This is a genomic window from Novosphingobium sp. HR1a (assembly GCF_015594425.1).
In the GTDB taxonomy this organism is placed as follows: Bacteria; Pseudomonadota; Alphaproteobacteria; order Sphingomonadales; family Sphingomonadaceae; genus Novosphingobium; species Novosphingobium resinovorum_A.
Map to the genome: position 1 here is coordinate 25,805 of NZ_JABXWS010000066.1, position 17,441 is coordinate 43,245.

Below are 17,441 nucleotides of genomic sequence, written 5' to 3' on the forward strand. Positions count from 1 at the left end.
CTCAGGCCAGGTTGATCAGGATGTTGCCGACGGCATCGACGGTGCCGACGCAGTCGCCTTCGATGAGCGTGGTCGAGTCCATCTCGGTGACGATCGCCGGGCCCTTGATCACGTCTCCGGCGCGCAGCTTGGCGCGGTCGTAGATCGCGGCCGGGGCCATGGCGCCGTTGAACCACAGTTCGTGATCGCGCACCTTGGCGTCGATCGGGTCGCCGTTGCCTTCGGGCAGGCGCAGCGCCTCCAGTTCGAGCAGCGGCCCGAGCGCCACGGCGCGCAGGTTCACCAGCTCGTGCTCGGTGTCCATGTTGAACGTGAACAGGCGCTCGTGCTCGGCATCGAAGCGCGCCTTGACGCCTGCGAGACCATCGGCCTTGAGCACGTCGGGGCTGATCGAGAGCGGCACTTCGAAGGCCTGCCCTTCATAACGCACGTCGAGTTCGAACTGCACGGTGACGTCGGCGTCGGCGATGCCTTCGGCGGTCAGTTCCTTCGTGGTCTGCGCGGCCATCTCTTCCAGCAGCGTGATCACCTCGGCTTCCTCGGTTTCCGAGAAGCGCTTGGAGAACGAGCGCGCCGTCTCGGTGCGCATGCGCGTGGTGGCATCGCCCAGCGCGCAGAGCACGCCCGGCGAGACCGGCGAGACTGCGGGCCACGAACCCATCAGCTTGGCCACGGCGTTGACGTGGAGCGGACCGGCGCCGCCGAAGCCCATCACCGCGAAGTGGCGCGGATCGTAGCCCTGCTGCACCGAGATCATGCGCAGCGCGCCGAACATGTTCTCGTTGACGATGTCGATGATGCCGCGCGCGGCTTCCATCAGGCCGATGCCCAGCTTGTCGGCGATGGTCTGCACCGCCGCCTTGGCGCCTTCGCGGTCGAGCTTGAAGGTGCCGCCCAGCAGGTTCTCGGGCAAGTAGCCGAGCACCACGTTGGCGTCGGTCACGGTCGGCAGCTTGCCCCCCTTGCCGTAGGCCACCGGGCCCGGCACCGCGCCCGCCGACTGCGGGCCGACGCGCAGCGCGCCGGTCAGTTCGGGCACGTAGGCGATCGAACCGCCGCCCGCGCCCACCGTCTTCACGTCCAGCGCCGAGGCGCGGACCGAGAGGTGGCCGACTTCGGTGGTGCGAACGCGGCGCGCCTCGAGGTTCTCGATCAGCGCCACGTCGGTGGAAGTACCCCCGACGTCGAGCGTCAGGATGTTGCGGATGCCGGAGTTCTTGCCGACCCACAGCGCGCCCGTGACGCCGCCTGCGGGACCGGACATCAGCAGCGCGACCGGATGCTCCTCCGACTTCTCGGAGGACATGAGCCCGCCATCGGAGCGCAGCAGCGAGAGCGAGCCCGCCATGCCGCCGGAGCGCAGGTTGTCGCGCAGGTTGCGCACGTACTTGCCCACGACCGGGCGCACCGCCGCGTTGGCGACGGTGGTGAGGGTGCGCTCGTATTCCTGCATCTCGGGCAGGACAAGGTGGCTGAGCGAGATCGGCACGTCGGGCATGATCTCGGCCGCCAGCTGCGCCACGCGCTTCTCGTGCGCGCCGTTGAGGTAGCCGTTCATCAGGCTGACCGTCAGCGCCTCGACGCCCTGCGCCTTCAGCTTCTCCAACGCGGCGCGGATACCGGCTTCGTCGATCGGGCGGATCTCGCGCCCTTGCGCATCCATGCGCCCGGCGATCTCCACGGTGTCCTCAAGCGCGGCGAGCGGTTCGGGCTTGGGCCACACGATCCAGCCGGCGAGGCCGCCGGGCACGAACGAGCGTGCGATCTGCATGACCTGGCCATAGCCCTCGGTGACGACGAGGCCGACGCGCGAACCCTTGCCTTCGAGCACCGCGTTGGTCGCAACGGTCGTGCCGTGGAGGAAGTACTCGATGTCCGCAGGCGTGATTCCTGCCTTCTCGCAGATCGCGCCGAGACCGTTGAGGATGCCTTCCGAGCTGTCATGCGGGGTGGAAGGCGTCTTGTGGCGCCAGAACGAGCCGTTCTTCTGATCGAGCAGCAAAAGGTCGGTAAACGTCCCACCGACGTCCACCCCCAGGCGATAAGTCATGAACCCAATCTCCGTTAGATTGGTATCTAGCAAGCATCGCGGGGGCTGCAATGACAGGGTTGTGCCCCCAACTGACCGGCAGGTGGAGAAGCCTGATCACGCTGCGGAACGATTGCAGCGCCATGCCGATCCGCGCGACTCCAAAGTCTTGTTGAGATTACCGCTCAATACACTTTCGGACAGCTTGATGCAGGCGCGGCAAAGTCCTGCGACACCGCCCCGTCATACCGGCCCAATCGAAACCCGACGATGGACGCCGCCAGATGACCCGCCTGCTCCCCGCCTTCGCAGCCCTTGCCGTATCCTCGGCCATCCTGACGAGCGTGGCCGCCGTCGCAACGCCGCCGAGCGTGCCGATCATCGGCGCCGAAAAGCCGGTGTTCCTGGGCCGCATGGTGGTGACCGCGACGCCGCTCTGACACGGCAACATCCAATACCGCAATTCCCCACCAGTCGATAAATCCTCGATTGGTGACCAGAGGCACCAGCCTCGATTTGCCGCGCGCCCGGTGTGAGGCAGCCTCGACGTCGAACCCCGCAAATGGACCCGGCCCCAACAATTCGGGCCGTCCATCCGGATCGACAGAGAGGTAGACCGAATGCCGCTTACCCGTACCACCGGCAGCTACGTGATGGGCCCCAGCGACGACCGCTCCAAGTGGGTCGAGTGGGAGAACTTCATCGTCTCCACCAACCCCGACGGCACCCATACCGCGCAGTCGATGACGCGCTTCCCCGGCACTTCGCTGGTGCGCCACGTCACCCAGACCGTGAACACCGAATTCATGCCGATGGACGGGCACCTCCGCCTGTTCGTCGGCAGCGAGTTCCAGGGCGTTCTGGTGCGCCGCGTGGTCGGTGACGAGGTGACGTCGCTCCTCATCGCGCCCGACGGCAGCCCGATCGAGCAGGCCCAGCTTCCCGGCGGCGCCGACCTCGTCCTCGGCTACCACCCCACCGTCGTCGAGGGCTGGAAATTCACCCAGTGCGACCGCGCGGTCGAAGGCACGCAGCACGTGCGCATCCTCACCACCTCGGCCACCTGGAACGGCGGCCAGATGACGCACGGCAAGGAAGTGACGCTGGCCATCGAGTACATCGGCGAGGAGGAGATCGAAGTCCCCGCCGGCAAGTTCGTCTGCGACCACTACCTCTGGCACACCGGCGCGATCGACGCCGACATCGAGGTCTGGACCACCGGGCAGGACCGCATCTGCGCCCGCGTGATCGGCCATGCCAAGGGCGTGACCTACGAACTGGCCGAATTCGACCAGAAGAGCTTCGGCGACACCCTCGAATTCGACTTCTGATCCGAAAGGCGCGCACGATGCTACGGGTAGCTACAGCACAGTTCGAAACCGGCAAGGACACCGACCGCGTTCTTGCCGACATCCTTCGCCTTGCCGACGAGGCGGCGGCGGGCGGGGCCAGGCTGGTGCACTTCCAGGAGTGCTGCAACTACCCCACCTCCTACACCGACCGCGAACACGCATGGCGCGAGGCCGTTACCCTCGAAGGTCCGCTGGTCTCGGCGATCCGTGCCAAGGCGCGCGAGCATGGCCTGTTCATCGGCTTCAACGCCGCCGTGCGCGGGCCATTCCCCAAGGCATGGATGGTCAACCACCTGATCGGCCCAGACGGGGAATACATCGGCTCCAACAAGAAGCAGGTGCTGATGTGGATCGAGCGCGACGCGTTCTTCCCCTCGGACGAGGACGGGCGCGTCTACGACACCGAAATCGGGCGCATCGGCATGATATCCTGCATGGACGGGCTGGTGCCGGAAACCTCGCGCACGATGGCGTGCCTGGGGGCGGACATCGTGCTCAACTCGCTGTGCTCGAACGGGGTGGATGAGGCGAACCTGCACATCCCGGCGCGCGCGGCCGAAAACGGCTATTTCATGATCTCCGCCAACCGGGTGGGGGACATGGTCAAGGGGCAGGACCTGCAGGACCTGATCGACGCCGCAGGCATGACCCGCGACTTCGTGAAGGGCGCAGGGGAAAGCCAGGTGGTCGGCCCGGACGGCATGCCGCTGGCCCGCGCGACGCATGACGACATCGGGCTGGTGTTCGCCGACATCGACCTGTCGACGCTGGAACGCGAAGACCGCATGGCGCGGCGGCGGCCCGAACTCTACACGCTGATGGGCGAGGACAACGCCGCGCTGGCGGCGCTCGCCGAAGACCGCGCGCCAGCGGGGAAAGTCGCGCTGACGACCATCGTGCCCGGCGGCGCGACGTTCGACGAACGGCTGGCGCAAGCCCGCGAAATGATCGCCTCGGCCCCGGCCGGACTAGCGGTGCTCCCCGAATTCTTCGCGTGGGATCTCGGGGACGACACCCGCCTGGACGAAGCAACCGCAGCCCTCATCAAAGCCGCCGCCGAAGCCCGGACCTACCTCGTCGCCGGTCTGCCGGGGCGCGAGCATGGCAAGCGCGTCAACCGCGCCGTCCTCTTCGGCCCCGAAGGCGTGATCGGCGAATACGGCCAGATCCACGCCGATCCCGGCTCGAACGACATGGCGCTGGGTGACGATCTGCCGGTCTTCGACCTCCCGTTCGGCCGCCTCGGCCTGCTGCTGGGCGAGGACCTGCTGTTCCCCGAGGCTGCCCGCGTGCTCGCCCGCAAGGGCACGGACCTCATCGCCTGTCCGACGGCATGGCGCGAGGACTGGCATCACGAACTCATGCTTACCGCGCGTTCGGCGGAGAACCACGTCACCATCGTCAGCGCAGGGCGCTCCGACAGCCTTTGCGCGAAGCCCGGCACCGTCTGCACGACCCCGCCGGAATACCGCTTCCCGCAGACCAAGGAAGTCAACGCGCCGGACCGCCACATGGCGCCCTCGCTCACCGGCGCGTTCACCGTGGAGGTCGACCTCGCCCCCAACCGCGACAAGCGGCTGATGGGCGCGACCGACCTCATCATGGACACGCGCCCGGAACTCTACGGCGCGATCCTGGCGCTGCGCGAAAGCGTCCCGGCGTGAGCCGCCCGTCCATCGGCACCCTGCGCGGCGCGGCCAGCCTCGACGATGAGAGCTACGTCGATTTCGTCGAGGGAATGCGCGCCTTCAACCTTTCGCGCATGGTCCCGCGCCTCGTCCAGTCGGGCGATGCGATCGGCGCCGGGATGGCCGCGCAGTCGCCCCGGCCGCGCGTGCAGGACCTGTTCACCGCGCTCGACCACGTGCCCGCCGCACAGATGGCGCGGCGGATGATGCGCTCGACCCAGATGATGATGTGGCGCGGCACCGGCGACACCTATCGCCGCATCGCGGGCGAACTGGAGGACTGGCTGAAGCAGGCCGAGGCCGCCGCCCCCCACCTGCTGCGCATCGACCCGGCCTTCGCCTATCCCGACTACTTCCGGGCGCAGGACATCCACCTGCAGCCGGGCAACTACCACGACGACGCGCTCGCCGGGTTCGTGTTCCACTACGGCTCCAAGGTGTTCTTCACCGGCGGCAACGACGACGACCGCCTGCACAACGTCATGGCCGCATGGTGCCCGATCGACGGCTCTCCGCAGCGCATCGTCGATCTTGGCTGCGGCGTCGGCCAGTCCACCACCGCCTTCAAGCTGCGCTTCCCCGAAGCCGAGGTCCACGGCATCGACCTTGCTGCGCCGATGCTGCGCTACGGCCATGCCCGGGCGCGGGAACTGGGGATCGAGGTCCACTTCACGCAGGGCGACGCCGCCGCGCTCGATTTCGCCGACAACAGCGTCGACGCGGCGCTGGCGATGATCCTGTTCCACGAACTGCCGCCCGAAGTGGCCGAAGGCGTCGTGAAAGAGGCCGCGCGCATCCTGAAGCCGGGCGGCACCTTCACCATCATCGACTTCCCGCACATCGCGGCCGAAGAACTCAGCGGCCGCCACTGCATGCGCCTGTTCGACAGCTGGTACAACGGCGAGCCCTACGCCCCCGCCTTCGTCCATTCCGACTTCACCGCGCTGCTGAAAGCGCACTTCGGCGACGTCGATCCCGACTACCGCCCTGCCGCCACCTCCACCGGAGCGCTGCAGATCCGCGTCTGCAGGAAAACCGCATGACACCCGACGAAGTCACCGACCTGCGCCGCTGGCTGGACAAGAGCGAGGGCCTTGCCGACGGCCGCCCCTTCCTCGGCGACCGCCGCCTCGACGCGATGATGGACGTCATGCTCGAAATGGCGGCGCAAGTCTGGGTGCTCAAGCGCCGCAACGCCGTTCTGGAAGGCGTCCTCGCCGCACAGGGCGCGCTCGATCCCGAGGCGATCGAGAGCTTCACCTTCACCCCCGACGAAACCGCCGCGATGCGCGAAAGCCGCGCCGCCTTCGTCTCCACCATCTTCCGAAGCCTCGCCGAGCTGCCGCTCGCGCCCGAGGCCAGCCAACAGGAGCCGTCATGATCCCGACCATCGATACCGCGCCCGTCAACTTCAAGCGCGGCTATTCCAGCTGCTTCCTCGGCCAGCTCCACTACCGCGAGCATGGCGAGGGCGAGCCGGTCCTGTGTCTCCACCAGGCCCCGCAGTCGAGCGGCATGTTCGACACCGTGCTGCCGATGCTGGGCGAGCACTTCCGCGCGATCTGCATGGACACCATCGGCTACGGCATGTCCGACCTGCCCGGCCGCCTCGTCGAGCCCGAGGAATATGCCCGCACCATCGTCGAATTCCTCGACGACTTGGGACTGACCGATCCGATCTCGGTAATCGGCGTCCACACCGGCGCCTACTTCGCCACCCAGCTGGCGGCGCAGTATCCGGAGCGCGTCAAGAAGTTCGTCCTCTCCGGCCCGGTGCTGCTCCACCCGGACGAGGGCGTGGTGCCGATGCGCGCGCCCGCGACCATCGCCGAGGAGGACGGCAGCCACCTGACCCGCCTGTGGCAGCTGCGCTGGAAGAACGTTTCGCCGGTGAACAACCTCAAGGCGTTCGAGAAGCTCTACGTCGCCGCCCTCACCGCCGGGGAGAACGCGCAGGCATCGTATTACGCGGCCAGCAAGCTCGACACGCTCAAGCAGTTGCGCTTCGACGTGACGGTGCCGGGCTTCATCGTCTGGGGCGACAAGGACCTCTCCGCGCCGGGCATCATGAAGTGCCTGCATTTCCTGGAAGGCAAGGTGCCCGACTACCGGATCGAGGGCGGCACGCTCGACACCATAGAGGAGTTCCCGGAGGAGTGGACCGAAGCCTGCGTCCGCTTCCTCAAGGAAGGCTGACGGAGTTGGCCCCGCATTCGCAGACCGGCCATCCGAAGCTGGGGGACTTCGCCGCGTCGAGCATGGCGGACGCGCAGGGCAAGTGGCTGCTGCGCGAGAACCCCGCCCGGCCTGACGAACTGGCCGGGCGCATCCGCCGCGACAGTCCCGCCGACGTCCTCGCCGCCGCCTCTGCCGCAGCGGCCGCACAGAGGGAATGGGCCGCGCTCGACTTCGAGACGCGCGCGGATACGCTGCGCATGGCCTTCGGCGCGGTGGAGGGCATGGACGCCCTCGCCCGCACGATGGCGAGCGAGATGGGGAAGCCGGTGGGCGAATGCGCCGGGGAAATCCGCTTCGCGCTAGCCTTCGCCGCCGACATGGAGGGCCGCGCCCGCCGTCTCCTTGCCGACGACGTTCGCGGCGAAGGACCGGGGCGGCGCGTGGTGCGGCGCGCGCCATATGGCGTCATCGCGGCGATCGTGCCGTGGAACGCGCCGATCATCCTCGCCATGACCAAGATCGCGCCCGCCCTGCTATCGGGCAACGCGGTGCTGGTGAAGCCCTCCCCCTTCGCGCCGCTGACCTTGAGCGCCATCGTCGCCATGATCGCCGCGCACCTGCCGCCCGGCCTGCTGCGCGCCGTCAACGGCGGCGCCGAGACCGGCGAGGCACTGATCGGCGCTCCCGAAGTGGCGAAAGTCGCCTTCACCGGCGGCGGCACGGTGGGCCGCGCAGTGCTGGAACAGGCCAGCCGCCGCTTCATCCCCAGCGTGATGGAACTGGGCGGCAACGACCCGCTGATCGTGCTGGAAGACTTCGAGCCGACCACCGCGCGCATGGAAGCGCTCGTCTGGGCCAGCTTCCTCAACGCCGGGCAGGTCTGCATGGCGGCCAAGCGCCTCTACGTCCACGAAGCCGTGGCCGACCGCTTCGTGGACGCCTACGTCGAGACGGCGCGGCGCCTGCTCCACATGGGCGACCCGCTCGACCCGCGCACCAACATCGGCCCGGTCATCAGCGCGCAGGCGCAAGGCCGCATCAGCCGCGTCGCGGCGCAGGCGCGCTGCGACGGGGGCATGGTCGTGCCGCTCCTGAACGACTTCTCCGACTACCCGGAGCAGGGCTATTTCGTGGCCCCCCAGCTCGTCACCGGCCTGACTGACGATGCGGAACTGGTCCGCGACGAACAGTTCGGGCCGATCGTGCCCGTGGTCACCTGGCGCGACGAAGCCGATGTGCACCGCTGGGCCGCCACCGGGGACTGCCTCAGCGCCTCGGTCTGGTCATCCGACGCCGAGCGGGCATGGGACCTCGCGGCCTCGCTGCCGGCCGGACTGTGCCTCGTCAACGCACACAACCGCAGCGGCTTCTCGTTCGACCTGCCGTTCGGCGGCTCGGGACCGAGCGGCTTCGGGCGCGAGTACGGCGATGAGGGGCTGCTCGAATACTCCATGCCCAAGGCCCTGCACCAGCCCGCGACCGGCTCGGTGGCAAGCGCCTATCCGGGGAAAAGCTGATGCTCGAAGCGACCTACGACGCCGCCATGACCTCACCCCCGGCACGCACCCCGCGCGTCAGCCTTGCCACCCGGCTCGGCTATGGGAGCGGGGCAGTGGGGGCGCAGATCTTCCGCGACACCCCTGCGCTGATCCTGCCGATCTACATGATCACCGTGCTCGGCATCCCGGCGTGGATGGCGGGCATCGCGATCCTGATCCCCAAGGCGTGGATCGTGTTCTGCGACCCCCTCGTCGGCGGCTGGTCGGACCGGCGTGCCACCAGCTGGGGCCGCGCCCCCTTCCTCGGCGCGGGCGCGCTGCTTTCGGGCCTCGCCTTCGTGCTGATGTTCAGCGCGCCGGACTTCTCTTCCCCGCTGGCCAGCGCAGCCTACATGTCGCTCGCCTTCGCGCTCGCCTCGACCGCCTACAGCCTGTTCTCGGTGCCCTACCTCTCGGTCGCGTCCGAGATGAGCGAGAGCCCGCGCGAGCGCACGACGATCCTCGCCTATCGCCTTGTCTTCCTGGCCGTCGGCGTCGCCATCGGCGCGGGCTATGCGCTGCCGGTGGCGCAGTGGCTGGGCGACGGCTGGCACGGCTTCAACCGCATGGGGATGCTCTACGGCCTCGTCTGCCTAGTGAGCATGGGCGTCACCTGGGCGACCGTGCGCCGCACCCGCCTCATCACCCTGCCCCGCCCCGAAGGCGCGACCGGCAAGGCCGACATCCTCGCCTTGTGGCGCAACCGCGGCTTCGTGAGCCTGGCCACCACCTATTTCTTCGCGCTGACCGCGCAGGGCATGACTTATACCGTCTTCGGCCTGTTCTTCCTCTACGTCCTGCACGATGCGGGCGCGCTGGCGATCGTCAACGTCTTCGCCGCCGCTTCGGTGCTGGTAGCCCAGCCGCTGACGGTCTGGCTGAGCCGCCGCTTCTCCAAGCGCGCGCTGTTCGTCACCGGAGTGCTCGGCTGGTCGCTGCTGTGCCTTTCGTGGATCACCGCCGGGCCGACCGAGAACGGCTGGATCGCCGCCCACCTCGGCATCCCCGCGCCGGGAATCGTGCTGATGGCGCTGCGCGGGTTCCTGTGGGGCCTGTTCAACTCGATGTACCTGCTGATGGCGCTGTCGATGCTGACCGACACCATCCAGCACGACCGCGAGACCACCGGCGCATCACGAGCGGGCGTCTATTCCGGCGTGTTCAGCGCGCTGGAGAAAGTCGCCTTCGCGCTTGGCCCCGCGATCACCGGCGTGCTGCTCAGCCTCGGCGGTTTCGTCGGCGCCAAGGGCAGCGGCGCGGTGCCGCAGACGCCCGGCGCCCTCACTACGCTGGTGCTCTGCTTCGCGGTCTATCCGGCCGTACTCAAGGCGCTGAGCCTCCTCGCCTTCATCCGTTACCGGGGACACTGATCCGATGACCGCCGATCCCTCTCTCGCCCCCTCTGCAGCCCGGCGGGACTCCCACAATTCCCTGCGCCGCGCCCTCGTCGAGCGCCTGCGCGACGGCCGTACGGACCTGGCCGAGACCGTCATGGAGATCGACGCCCACGCCTACGTCGATCCTGACCGCCATGCCCGGGAGCGCGAGGCGTTCCGCAAGCTGCCGATCATGGCCTGCCTTTCGCTCGACGTGGCGGAGCCGGGCGACAAGCTGCTGTTCGATGCCCTCGGCCCCGAGATCGTGATCCTGCGCGACGGCGAAGGGCAGGTACGCGCTTTCCTCAATATGTGCCCGCACCGCGCCGCGCGCCTCGTGACCGAATGCGACAGCCGCAAGCGCATGACCTGCCGCTTCCACGGCTGGACCTTCGACCTCAAGGGCAAGCTGATCGGCCTGCCCGGCGCGGAGGGCTTCGCGGGCATGGAGCGCGAGGCGCGCGGGCTGGTCGAGCTGCCGGTGGCCGAATGGGCGGGCATGGTCTTCGTGCGCGCCGATCCGGAGGGCGGCCTGATCGACGTGGCGGAATGGCTCGGCCCTTTCGCGGCGGAACTGGAGCACCTCGAACTCGGCCGCGCCCGGCCGATGCGCCGCAGCCGGCTGGAAACGCGCACCAACTGGAAATGCGCCTGGGACACCTACTGCGAAAGCTACCATTTCGCGACCCTGCACGCGACCACGGTAGCGCCGCGCCTCGTCTCCAACGTCATGGCGCTGACCCCGTTCGACCGCCACGCCCGCATGGGCTTCCCGCGCAAGGACTGGTATGCGCTCGCCGACGCGCCGGAGACGGAGTGGCCGGACGAGAACTTCGGCGGCAACTACTTCATCTTTCCCAACATCAACCTCAACGTCTCCTCGGGTCCGAACGGGGAGATGTTCTACGGATTCTACCACCTCTACCCCGGTGAGACGTCCGGCAGCACGGTGACGCGCATGGCCACCTATCGCCCCGGCCACGCCGACGGCCCGCAGCCGGACGAGGACTGGCAGGTGCTCCACGGCTTCATCGAGGATGTCGTGCGGACGGAGGACTACAGTGTCTCGGAGGAAGCCTACCGCAACCTGTCGGACGCGCCGGAGGGGTTCAGCGCCGTGTTCGGGGCGAACGAGATTCTCGTGCAGAAATGGCACCGCGACTGGGCGGATCAACTGGAAGAACTGGGGTTGGGTGAGGCCTGAGAGGCCCACCCCGCTGCGACTAGGCGATAAATCGCCAAGTCTCGCGCCCCTCCCGCGAGCGGGAGGGGGAACCTAGCGCCACCCTATCATCCCCCTCCCGCTTGCGGGAGGGACAGGGGTGGGCCTCCCTACGCCAGCCCTCACCCCCGTCGTTCCAGATAACGCCCATACCCCCCCGCGCCCGTGACCCGGCCATCCTGCATGATCGTCTCCCCGCGCAGGATCGCCCGTACCGGCCAGCCCCGCAGGGTCCAGCCTTCGTAAAGGCTATAGTCCGAATACGAAGCCAGCGCCGCAGGATCGACCACGCGGCTCTGCTCGAGGTCCACCAGCGTCACGTCCCCATCTGCACCGGGAGCCAGGCTGCCCTTGCCCTTCATGGAAAATATCTCCGCCGGACGGCTGGTGAGCAACTGCGCGATCCGCTCCAGCGACAAGCGCCCCTTGTGATACCCCTGGTCGAGCAGCACCGGCAGGATCGTCGCCGTGCCGGGGAAGCCCTGCGATGCCTGCCAGACCGGCTTCTCCTTGGTGGCGCGCTTGCGGGGTACGTGGTCCGAAGCGACGACGTCGATGGCGCCGTCGGCCAGCCCTTCCCATAGCGCCGCGACGTCGTCCGGGCTGCGAAACGGCGGGTTCGCCTTGCCGATGGGGCCGATGTCCGCATCCCAGTCGTGCGTCAGGTAGTGCGGGCAGGTCTCCACCGTCACCCGGTCGTAGCGGCCCCGCCAGCGGCGCACTTCGTCCAGCGCCATGCGCGTGGAAATGTGCGGGATATAGATGCGCGCGCCCAGCTTTTCCGCCAGATAGAGCGCGCGGATGGTGCTTTCCGCCTCGGTGATCGCGGGCTTGGAGAGGTTCCAGTCCTTCAGCGTCATGCCGCCCCCGGCGATGCTGGCGCGGCGGAAGCGGTTGACCAGTTCGATGTTCTCGGTGTGGACGACGATGGTGACTTCGCCAAGGCTCGCGGCCTTTTCCAGCAGCGCGTAGAAGTACCCGTCGTCGGTCCCGTCAAGGCCGAGGTAGCGGCCTTCCTCGCCCTTGAAGTTCATGAAATACTTGAACGACGTGACGCCGTAGTCGGCGACGTAGCGCTCCATTTCCTCGACGTGCCGCTCGCTGGCGACGGAGAAGTGGAAGCCGAAATCGACGTGCGACCGCTCGCGGGCATGGGCATGTTCGGCGTCGAAGATGTCGCCGTAGCCTTCGCTCGACAGAAAATAGCCAAGGATCGACGTGAAGCCGCCGATGGCCGCATGCTGCGTCTCGGTGGTGTATTCGGTAATCGGTTCCCCGAACCCGAAATGGACATGTGTGTCGATGAGGCCGGGGAAGACGTGCAGTCCCGTGGCATCGATCGTTTCGCGCGCCGTAACTCCGCTGCCGGAGGCGAGGCGCGCGGCGATGCGGCCATCGGTGATGGCGATGTCGCCCTGAGCGATACCGCCGACGGGATCGACGATGGTGCCGTTGGCGATCAGGAGGTCGAAGCCGCTCATTGCAGGTCCTCTTTGGATGGGGGCATCGTGCCCTCGGGTACGTGGAGCCACGGAAGCAACGCGGCGATCTCGCCTGCCTCGCGCCGCTGGACGATGACGGTGAGGTGCGGCGCGGCACCGTCGGCGGACGGCGGGGCGTCGGTCACCGAGAACCGCGCGCCGACGCCCTGCACCAGCAACAGGCGGCCGCGCGTCCGGGCCAGCCCCTTGCAGCGCAGCAGGTCCGCGCCCAGCCGGTGATCCAGCGCCGCCGCGAAAGCCGCGAGGCCGGAGCGGGTGACCGGCTCGCCCAGGGGAAAGCTCCAGGCCCGCACGCCATGGCTATGCGCCGCGTGATCGTCCGTCACGGCAGGCCGCGCCCCGCGCGAAGGGGCCAGCAGCAGCGCCGGATCAGCGAGGACGTCCGATGCGGTGACCACGTCCGCCAGCGGATTGGCCCCAGCGATCCAGACGCATTCCTCGGGCGCGAGGGGATCGCGCAAGTCCAGCTTGGTCAGCACCAGCCGGTCGGCCAGCACCAGTTGGCGCAGCGCTTCCGGGTGACGCTCCACCTGCGTGCGGCCGCCGAGCATGTCGAGCGCGGTGACGACCACGCCCAGCGACAGGAAATGCGACAGCAGCGGGCTGCGGCGGACCACTTCCATGATCGGACCGGGATCGGCGAGCCCGGTCGTCTCGATGACGATGCGCCCGAACCTCGGCAGTTCTCCGCCAGCGCGGCGGCGCACGAGATCCAGCAGCGTTTCGGGAAGCGAGTCGACCACGGCGCAGCACAGGCAGCCGCCCTCCAGCAAGGCCACCTGCCCAGGCGCGGTTTCGACGAGAAGGTGGTCGAGCCCGATCTCGCCCAGCTCGTTCACCACCACGGCGGTGTCGCGAAAGGCGCCTTCCGACAGCATCCGGTTGAGCAGCGTCGTCTTGCCGCTGCCGAGGAAGCCGGTCAGTATCTCCACAGGGATGCGCTCGTCTGGCGTCATCCGGGCAGACTAGGCCGGCACGCGCACAGGCCAGCCCCGATGCGCCGCTTTACCCGCCAGCCGAACAAACTCCGCCTGCCGGATAGCGCCCGCGCGCCGCCTCCCGCGTGGCCACGGCAGCGATAGTCTCCGGCCTCATGACCAGACACGAATTCAAGCTGCGCCTATCTTCACCAAACGGGGCAGACAAGCGCGCCGTCCTGCTGCCGGGCGTCGCCAATCCGCTGGCCGCCCGCGTGGCGCAGGATCTTGGCTACGAGGCGCTTTACGTCACCGGCGCGGGCGTGGCGAATACCGAGCTGGGCCTGCCCGACATCGGCATCCTCGGCCTGTCCGACATGGCGCAGGCGGTGGAGCGGATCGCCGCCGTAGTGGACCTGCCGCTGGTGGTCGATGCCGACACCGGATACGGCAATTCGGTCAGCTGCTATCACGCGGTGCGCCGCCTCGAGGCGGCCGGCGCGGCGGTGATCCAGATCGAGGATCAGGTCTTCCCCAAGCGCTGCGGCCACTTCGAGGGCAAGGACGTGGCCCCCGCCGCCGAGATGATCGGCAAGATCAAGGCGGCGGTGGACGCCCGGCGCGACGAGAACACGCTGATCATGGCCCGCACCGACGCCAAGGCGGTGGAAGGCTACGAAGCCGCCATCGAGCGCGCCAGCCGCTATGCTGAGGCGGGCGCCGACATCCTCTTCGTCGAGGCGCTGACCACCGAAACCGAACTGCGCGACGCGCCCGGCCGCAATCCCGGCCTGCCGCACCTCGTCAACGTGGTCCACGGCGGCAAGACCCCGCCCTTCCCCGCAAGCGAGTTCGAGGCGATGGGCTACGGCCTCGTCCTCTACGCCAATGCCGCGCTGCAGGCTTCGGTGCTGGCGATGCAGCAGGTGCTGGGCGCACTGAGGGACGACGGTTCGCTGCAGAACGTGGGCGATCGCCTCGCCGACTTCGTCCAGCGCCAGAAAGTTGTGCGCACCGCAGAGTGGGACGCGATGCGCCTTCACTACGAAGGCGACGTGAAGCCATGACAAGCCCCCCGGATCGACCATGGACCGGAATCGTCTCCGAGGAGGAGGAGCGCCGCTACCGCGCCGCCGGTTTCGGTCGCCCGGGCGGTCTCGGCAAGCGCCCGGCGCTGCTCATCATCGACGTGCAGTACCGCACCATCGGCACGCGCGAGGCGCCGTTCTGGGACTCCATCGAGGAATTCAAGACCAGCTGCGGCGATGCCGGGTGGGAGGCGGTGCGCCACATCGCCCCGCTGCTGGCGAAGTTCCGCACACTCGCCCTGCCGGTGCTCTACCCCCATGTCGCGCCCAAGGAGGCGTTCGATCAGGGGCGCCTTGCCGCCAAAGTCCCCGAACTGATGACCATCGGCGCCGAGGGCTATCGCTTCGTCGAGGACGTCGCGCCGCTCCCCGGCGACGTGCTGCTGCCCAAGAAGCACCCTAGCGCCTTCTTCGGCACCCCGCTCGCCAGCTACCTGATCGACCTGGGCTGCGACAGCGTGGTCGTCACAGGTTGCACCACCAGCGGCTGCGTGCGCGGCAGCGTGGTGGACGCCTTCGCCTACAACTTCCGCGTCACCGTGCCCGAGGAATGCGTTTACGACCGCAGCCCCACGGCCCACGCGGTGAACCTGTTCGACATGGCCTACAAGTACGCGGACGTGGAACCGCTGGCGCAGGTGCTGGCAGCGCTGGACGGATTGAACGCATGAGCGACACGCCTGAACTCCCCCGCCCCGAACTGGCCCGTACCGTGCGCGGCAAGCGTCCCGAGTTCTTCGCGACCGAGGGCGTCGACGAAGTGCTCTCGATGGTGCTGGTGCTCGCGCAGGAACTGCACGTCGTGCGCGAAAGGCTCGACACCGCCGAGCGGGTGATGAGCCGCCACGGGATCGACCTCGCCGCCGAGATCGAGGCGCTCCAGCCCGACGATGCCCTGCTGCGGACGCGCGAGCAGGCGCTTCAGGACTTCTACGGCAGGCTCTTCCAATTCTCGCGCCAGCGGCGCAGCGAACTCGAACACAAGTACAGCGACCGGACCTACCGCGAGACGCTCGACAAGGTCGCGACAGGAGACATTTGATGCAGCATAATTGGCCCCGCCGTCATTACGCCGACGGTCCGTTCGGGCAGGTCCATTTCCAGGAGACGGGTGAAGGCCCCGCGCTGCTGATGTTCCATCAGGCGCCGATGACCTCGGGCCAGTTCGACAACGTCTACGCCCCGCTTGCGGCACGCGGGTATCGCGCGATCGGCATCGACATGCCCGGCTTCGGCATGTCCGACCCGACGCCGGACACTCCGACTGTCACCGATTATGCGCAGGTCATCCCCGCCGTGCTGGGCGCGCTGGGGATCGAGCGCGCGGCCCTGCTCGGCCACCATACCGGCGCGCTGGCGGCAACCGAGGGCGCACTGCTGTTCCCCGACCGCATCGCCGCGCTGATCGTCAACGGCCCGCTTCTGGTCAGCGCCGCGGACCGCCAGAACTTCCTCGACAACCTGCATCAGTGGGAACTGGGCTACCGCGCGCGCGAGCATGCCGGGCACATGGCGGAACTGTTCGACATTCGTAACAACCTTGCCAGCGGCACCATCCCGCACGCGCGCCTCAGCGACTACGTGGTGCAGGCGCTGATCGGGCGCGGCGCCTTCTGGTACGGCCACAACGCCGCCTATATGTACGATCAGGAACCGCAGCTGGCGCAAGTGAAACAGCCGACGCTGATCCTGTCGAACACCGGCGACATGATCTTCGACCACGCGCAGCGCGCATCCGAACTCTTCCCTCATTTCGGCTTCGCCGCGCTGGAGGGCGGCGGCGTCGATATCGTCGACCAGCAGCCCGAGGCATGGGCCGATGAAGTCGCGAAGTTCCTGCGCGGAGCGGGTTGGCAGTGATCCCGCGCCGGGTCCTGCTCGTCGGCGCGACGCAGGGCCTCGGCCTTGCGCTTGCGCAGCGATACCGCGCCGAAGGGTGGGACGTAGTGGCGACCACCGTGGTCCCCTCCCCGGCGCTGGAGGCGCTGGACGGCATCACCGTCCTGCCGCTCGACATCACCGACGAGGGGCAGGCGCTCGCCCTTCGCGACAGCCTAGCCGGGCAGCGGATCGACGTGCTGCACATCGTCGCGGGCATCCTGCCTCAGGGCGACGCGCCGATCTGGGAGCGCGCCGACGAGGAGGTCCTGCGCGTCCTCAAGACCAACGCCATCGGCAGCGTACGCCTCGCCACCCTGCTGGAACTGCTGGTGCCCGAAGGCGGCACATTCGCCTTCACCAGTTCGGGCATGGGCTCGATGGTGCGCAACACCCTGGCGGGCGCGGACCTCTACCGCGTCAGCAAGGCGGCGCTCAACATGCTGGTGCGCAGCTTCGCCGTTACCCACGGCGGGAAGCGCGCGGTCCTCATCATCTGCCCCGGCTGGGCGAAGACCGAGATGGGCGGCGCCGACGCCACCGTCGAAGTCGCCGACAGCGTGGACGGCATCTACCGCCTCGTCAGCACTGCCCACCCCTCGGCCGATGGCGCCCCGTTCCTCGAATACACCGGGGACACCGTTCCCTGGTGAGCTTTTCCAAAGGACCGACC

General features: G+C 68.3%; 17 protein-coding genes. 14 read left to right on the top strand and 3 right to left on the bottom strand.

Going from position 1 to position 17,441, the window contains the following annotated elements:
- Position 1 precedes the first annotated feature (1 nt).
- On the bottom strand, positions 2-2,050 hold the full coding sequence (locus HWN72_RS18520) for a hydantoinase/oxoprolinase family protein (RefSeq protein ID WP_036526982.1): 2,049 nt from the start codon (positions 2,048-2,050) through the stop codon (positions 2-4).
- A gap of 263 nt (positions 2,051-2,313) precedes the next feature.
- Between HWN72_RS18520 and HWN72_RS18525 the strand changes: the two genes are divergently transcribed.
- From HWN72_RS18525 to HWN72_RS18565, 9 genes are all read left to right on the top strand, one after another.
- Positions 2,314-2,469: a hypothetical protein gene (locus HWN72_RS18525; RefSeq protein WP_155986305.1), complete on the top strand. Its 156-nt coding sequence runs from the start codon at positions 2,314-2,316 to the stop codon at positions 2,467-2,469.
- 180 nt (positions 2,470-2,649) lie between these two features.
- Positions 2,650-3,360 carry a hypothetical protein gene (locus HWN72_RS18530; RefSeq protein WP_036526983.1) on the top strand — a complete coding sequence of 237 codons (711 nt, stop codon included), beginning with the start codon at positions 2,650-2,652 and terminating at the stop codon, positions 3,358-3,360.
- 17 nt (positions 3,361-3,377) lie between these two features.
- Entirely contained in the window at positions 3,378-5,045 is a 1,668-nt protein-coding gene (locus tag HWN72_RS18535; protein WP_036526985.1) for a nitrilase-related carbon-nitrogen hydrolase, read from the top strand.
- Positions 5,042-6,112 carry a class I SAM-dependent methyltransferase gene (locus HWN72_RS31830; protein ID WP_051586929.1) on the top strand — a complete coding sequence of 357 codons (1,071 nt, stop codon included), beginning with the start codon at positions 5,042-5,044 and terminating at the stop codon, positions 6,110-6,112. The genes HWN72_RS18535 and HWN72_RS31830 overlap by 4 nt, the downstream gene beginning before the upstream one ends.
- On the top strand, positions 6,109-6,450 hold the full coding sequence (locus tag HWN72_RS18545) for a hypothetical protein (RefSeq protein WP_036526986.1): 342 nt from the start codon (positions 6,109-6,111) through the stop codon (positions 6,448-6,450). Before HWN72_RS31830 ends, HWN72_RS18545 begins: the two co-directional genes overlap by 4 nt.
- Positions 6,447-7,265 carry an alpha/beta fold hydrolase gene (locus HWN72_RS18550; protein ID WP_051586930.1) on the top strand — a complete coding sequence of 273 codons (819 nt, stop codon included), beginning with the start codon at positions 6,447-6,449 and terminating at the stop codon, positions 7,263-7,265. The genes HWN72_RS18545 and HWN72_RS18550 overlap by 4 nt, the downstream gene beginning before the upstream one ends.
- 5 nt (positions 7,266-7,270) lie before the next feature.
- Positions 7,271-8,764, top strand: coding sequence for an aldehyde dehydrogenase family protein (locus HWN72_RS18555; RefSeq protein WP_051586931.1), 1,494 nt, complete (start codon positions 7,271-7,273; stop codon positions 8,762-8,764).
- On the top strand, positions 8,764-10,155 hold the full coding sequence (locus tag HWN72_RS18560) for an MFS transporter (RefSeq protein WP_051586932.1): 1,392 nt from the start codon (positions 8,764-8,766) through the stop codon (positions 10,153-10,155). The genes HWN72_RS18555 and HWN72_RS18560 overlap by 1 nt, the downstream gene beginning before the upstream one ends.
- Before the next feature lie 4 nt (positions 10,156-10,159).
- A complete protein-coding gene (locus HWN72_RS18565; RefSeq protein ID WP_036526988.1) occupies positions 10,160-11,365 on the top strand; it encodes an aromatic ring-hydroxylating dioxygenase subunit alpha in 1,206 nt (401 codons plus the stop codon).
- A 140-nt stretch (positions 11,366-11,505) separates the two neighbouring features.
- Here the strand turns inward: HWN72_RS18565 and HWN72_RS18570 are convergent, their stop codons facing one another.
- Positions 11,506-12,864 carry a dihydroorotase family protein gene (locus tag HWN72_RS18570; protein ID WP_036526989.1) on the bottom strand — a complete coding sequence of 453 codons (1,359 nt, stop codon included), beginning with the start codon at positions 12,862-12,864 and terminating at the stop codon, positions 11,506-11,508.
- Positions 12,861-13,841: a GTP-binding protein gene (locus HWN72_RS18575; protein ID WP_081799068.1), complete on the bottom strand. Its 981-nt coding sequence runs from the start codon at positions 13,839-13,841 to the stop codon at positions 12,861-12,863. Before HWN72_RS18575 ends, HWN72_RS18570 begins: the two co-directional genes overlap by 4 nt.
- Before the next feature lie 137 nt (positions 13,842-13,978).
- Between HWN72_RS18575 and HWN72_RS18580 the strand changes: the two genes are divergently transcribed.
- The 5 genes from HWN72_RS18580 to HWN72_RS18600 are packed head-to-tail and all read left to right on the top strand — an operon-like array spanning position 13,979 to position 17,421.
- Positions 13,979-14,869, top strand: a complete 891-nt coding sequence (locus HWN72_RS18580) for an oxaloacetate decarboxylase (RefSeq protein WP_051586934.1) — start codon at positions 13,979-13,981, stop codon at positions 14,867-14,869.
- Entirely contained in the window at positions 14,866-15,561 is a 696-nt protein-coding gene (locus tag HWN72_RS18585) for an isochorismatase family protein (RefSeq protein ID WP_036526991.1), read from the top strand. Before HWN72_RS18580 ends, HWN72_RS18585 begins: the two co-directional genes overlap by 4 nt.
- Entirely contained in the window at positions 15,558-15,932 is a 375-nt protein-coding gene (locus tag HWN72_RS18590; RefSeq protein WP_036526992.1) for a hypothetical protein, read from the top strand. The genes HWN72_RS18585 and HWN72_RS18590 overlap by 4 nt, the downstream gene beginning before the upstream one ends.
- Positions 15,932-16,750: an alpha/beta fold hydrolase gene (locus HWN72_RS18595; RefSeq protein ID WP_211150944.1), complete on the top strand. Its 819-nt coding sequence runs from the start codon at positions 15,932-15,934 to the stop codon at positions 16,748-16,750. Before HWN72_RS18590 ends, HWN72_RS18595 begins: the two co-directional genes overlap by 1 nt.
- The gene (locus HWN72_RS18600; protein WP_051586935.1) at positions 16,747-17,421 is read left to right on the top strand and encodes an SDR family oxidoreductase; all 675 of its coding nucleotides are present in this window, start codon (positions 16,747-16,749) and stop codon (positions 17,419-17,421) included. Before HWN72_RS18595 ends, HWN72_RS18600 begins: the two co-directional genes overlap by 4 nt.
- The last annotated feature ends 20 nt before the right edge of the window (positions 17,422-17,441 follow it).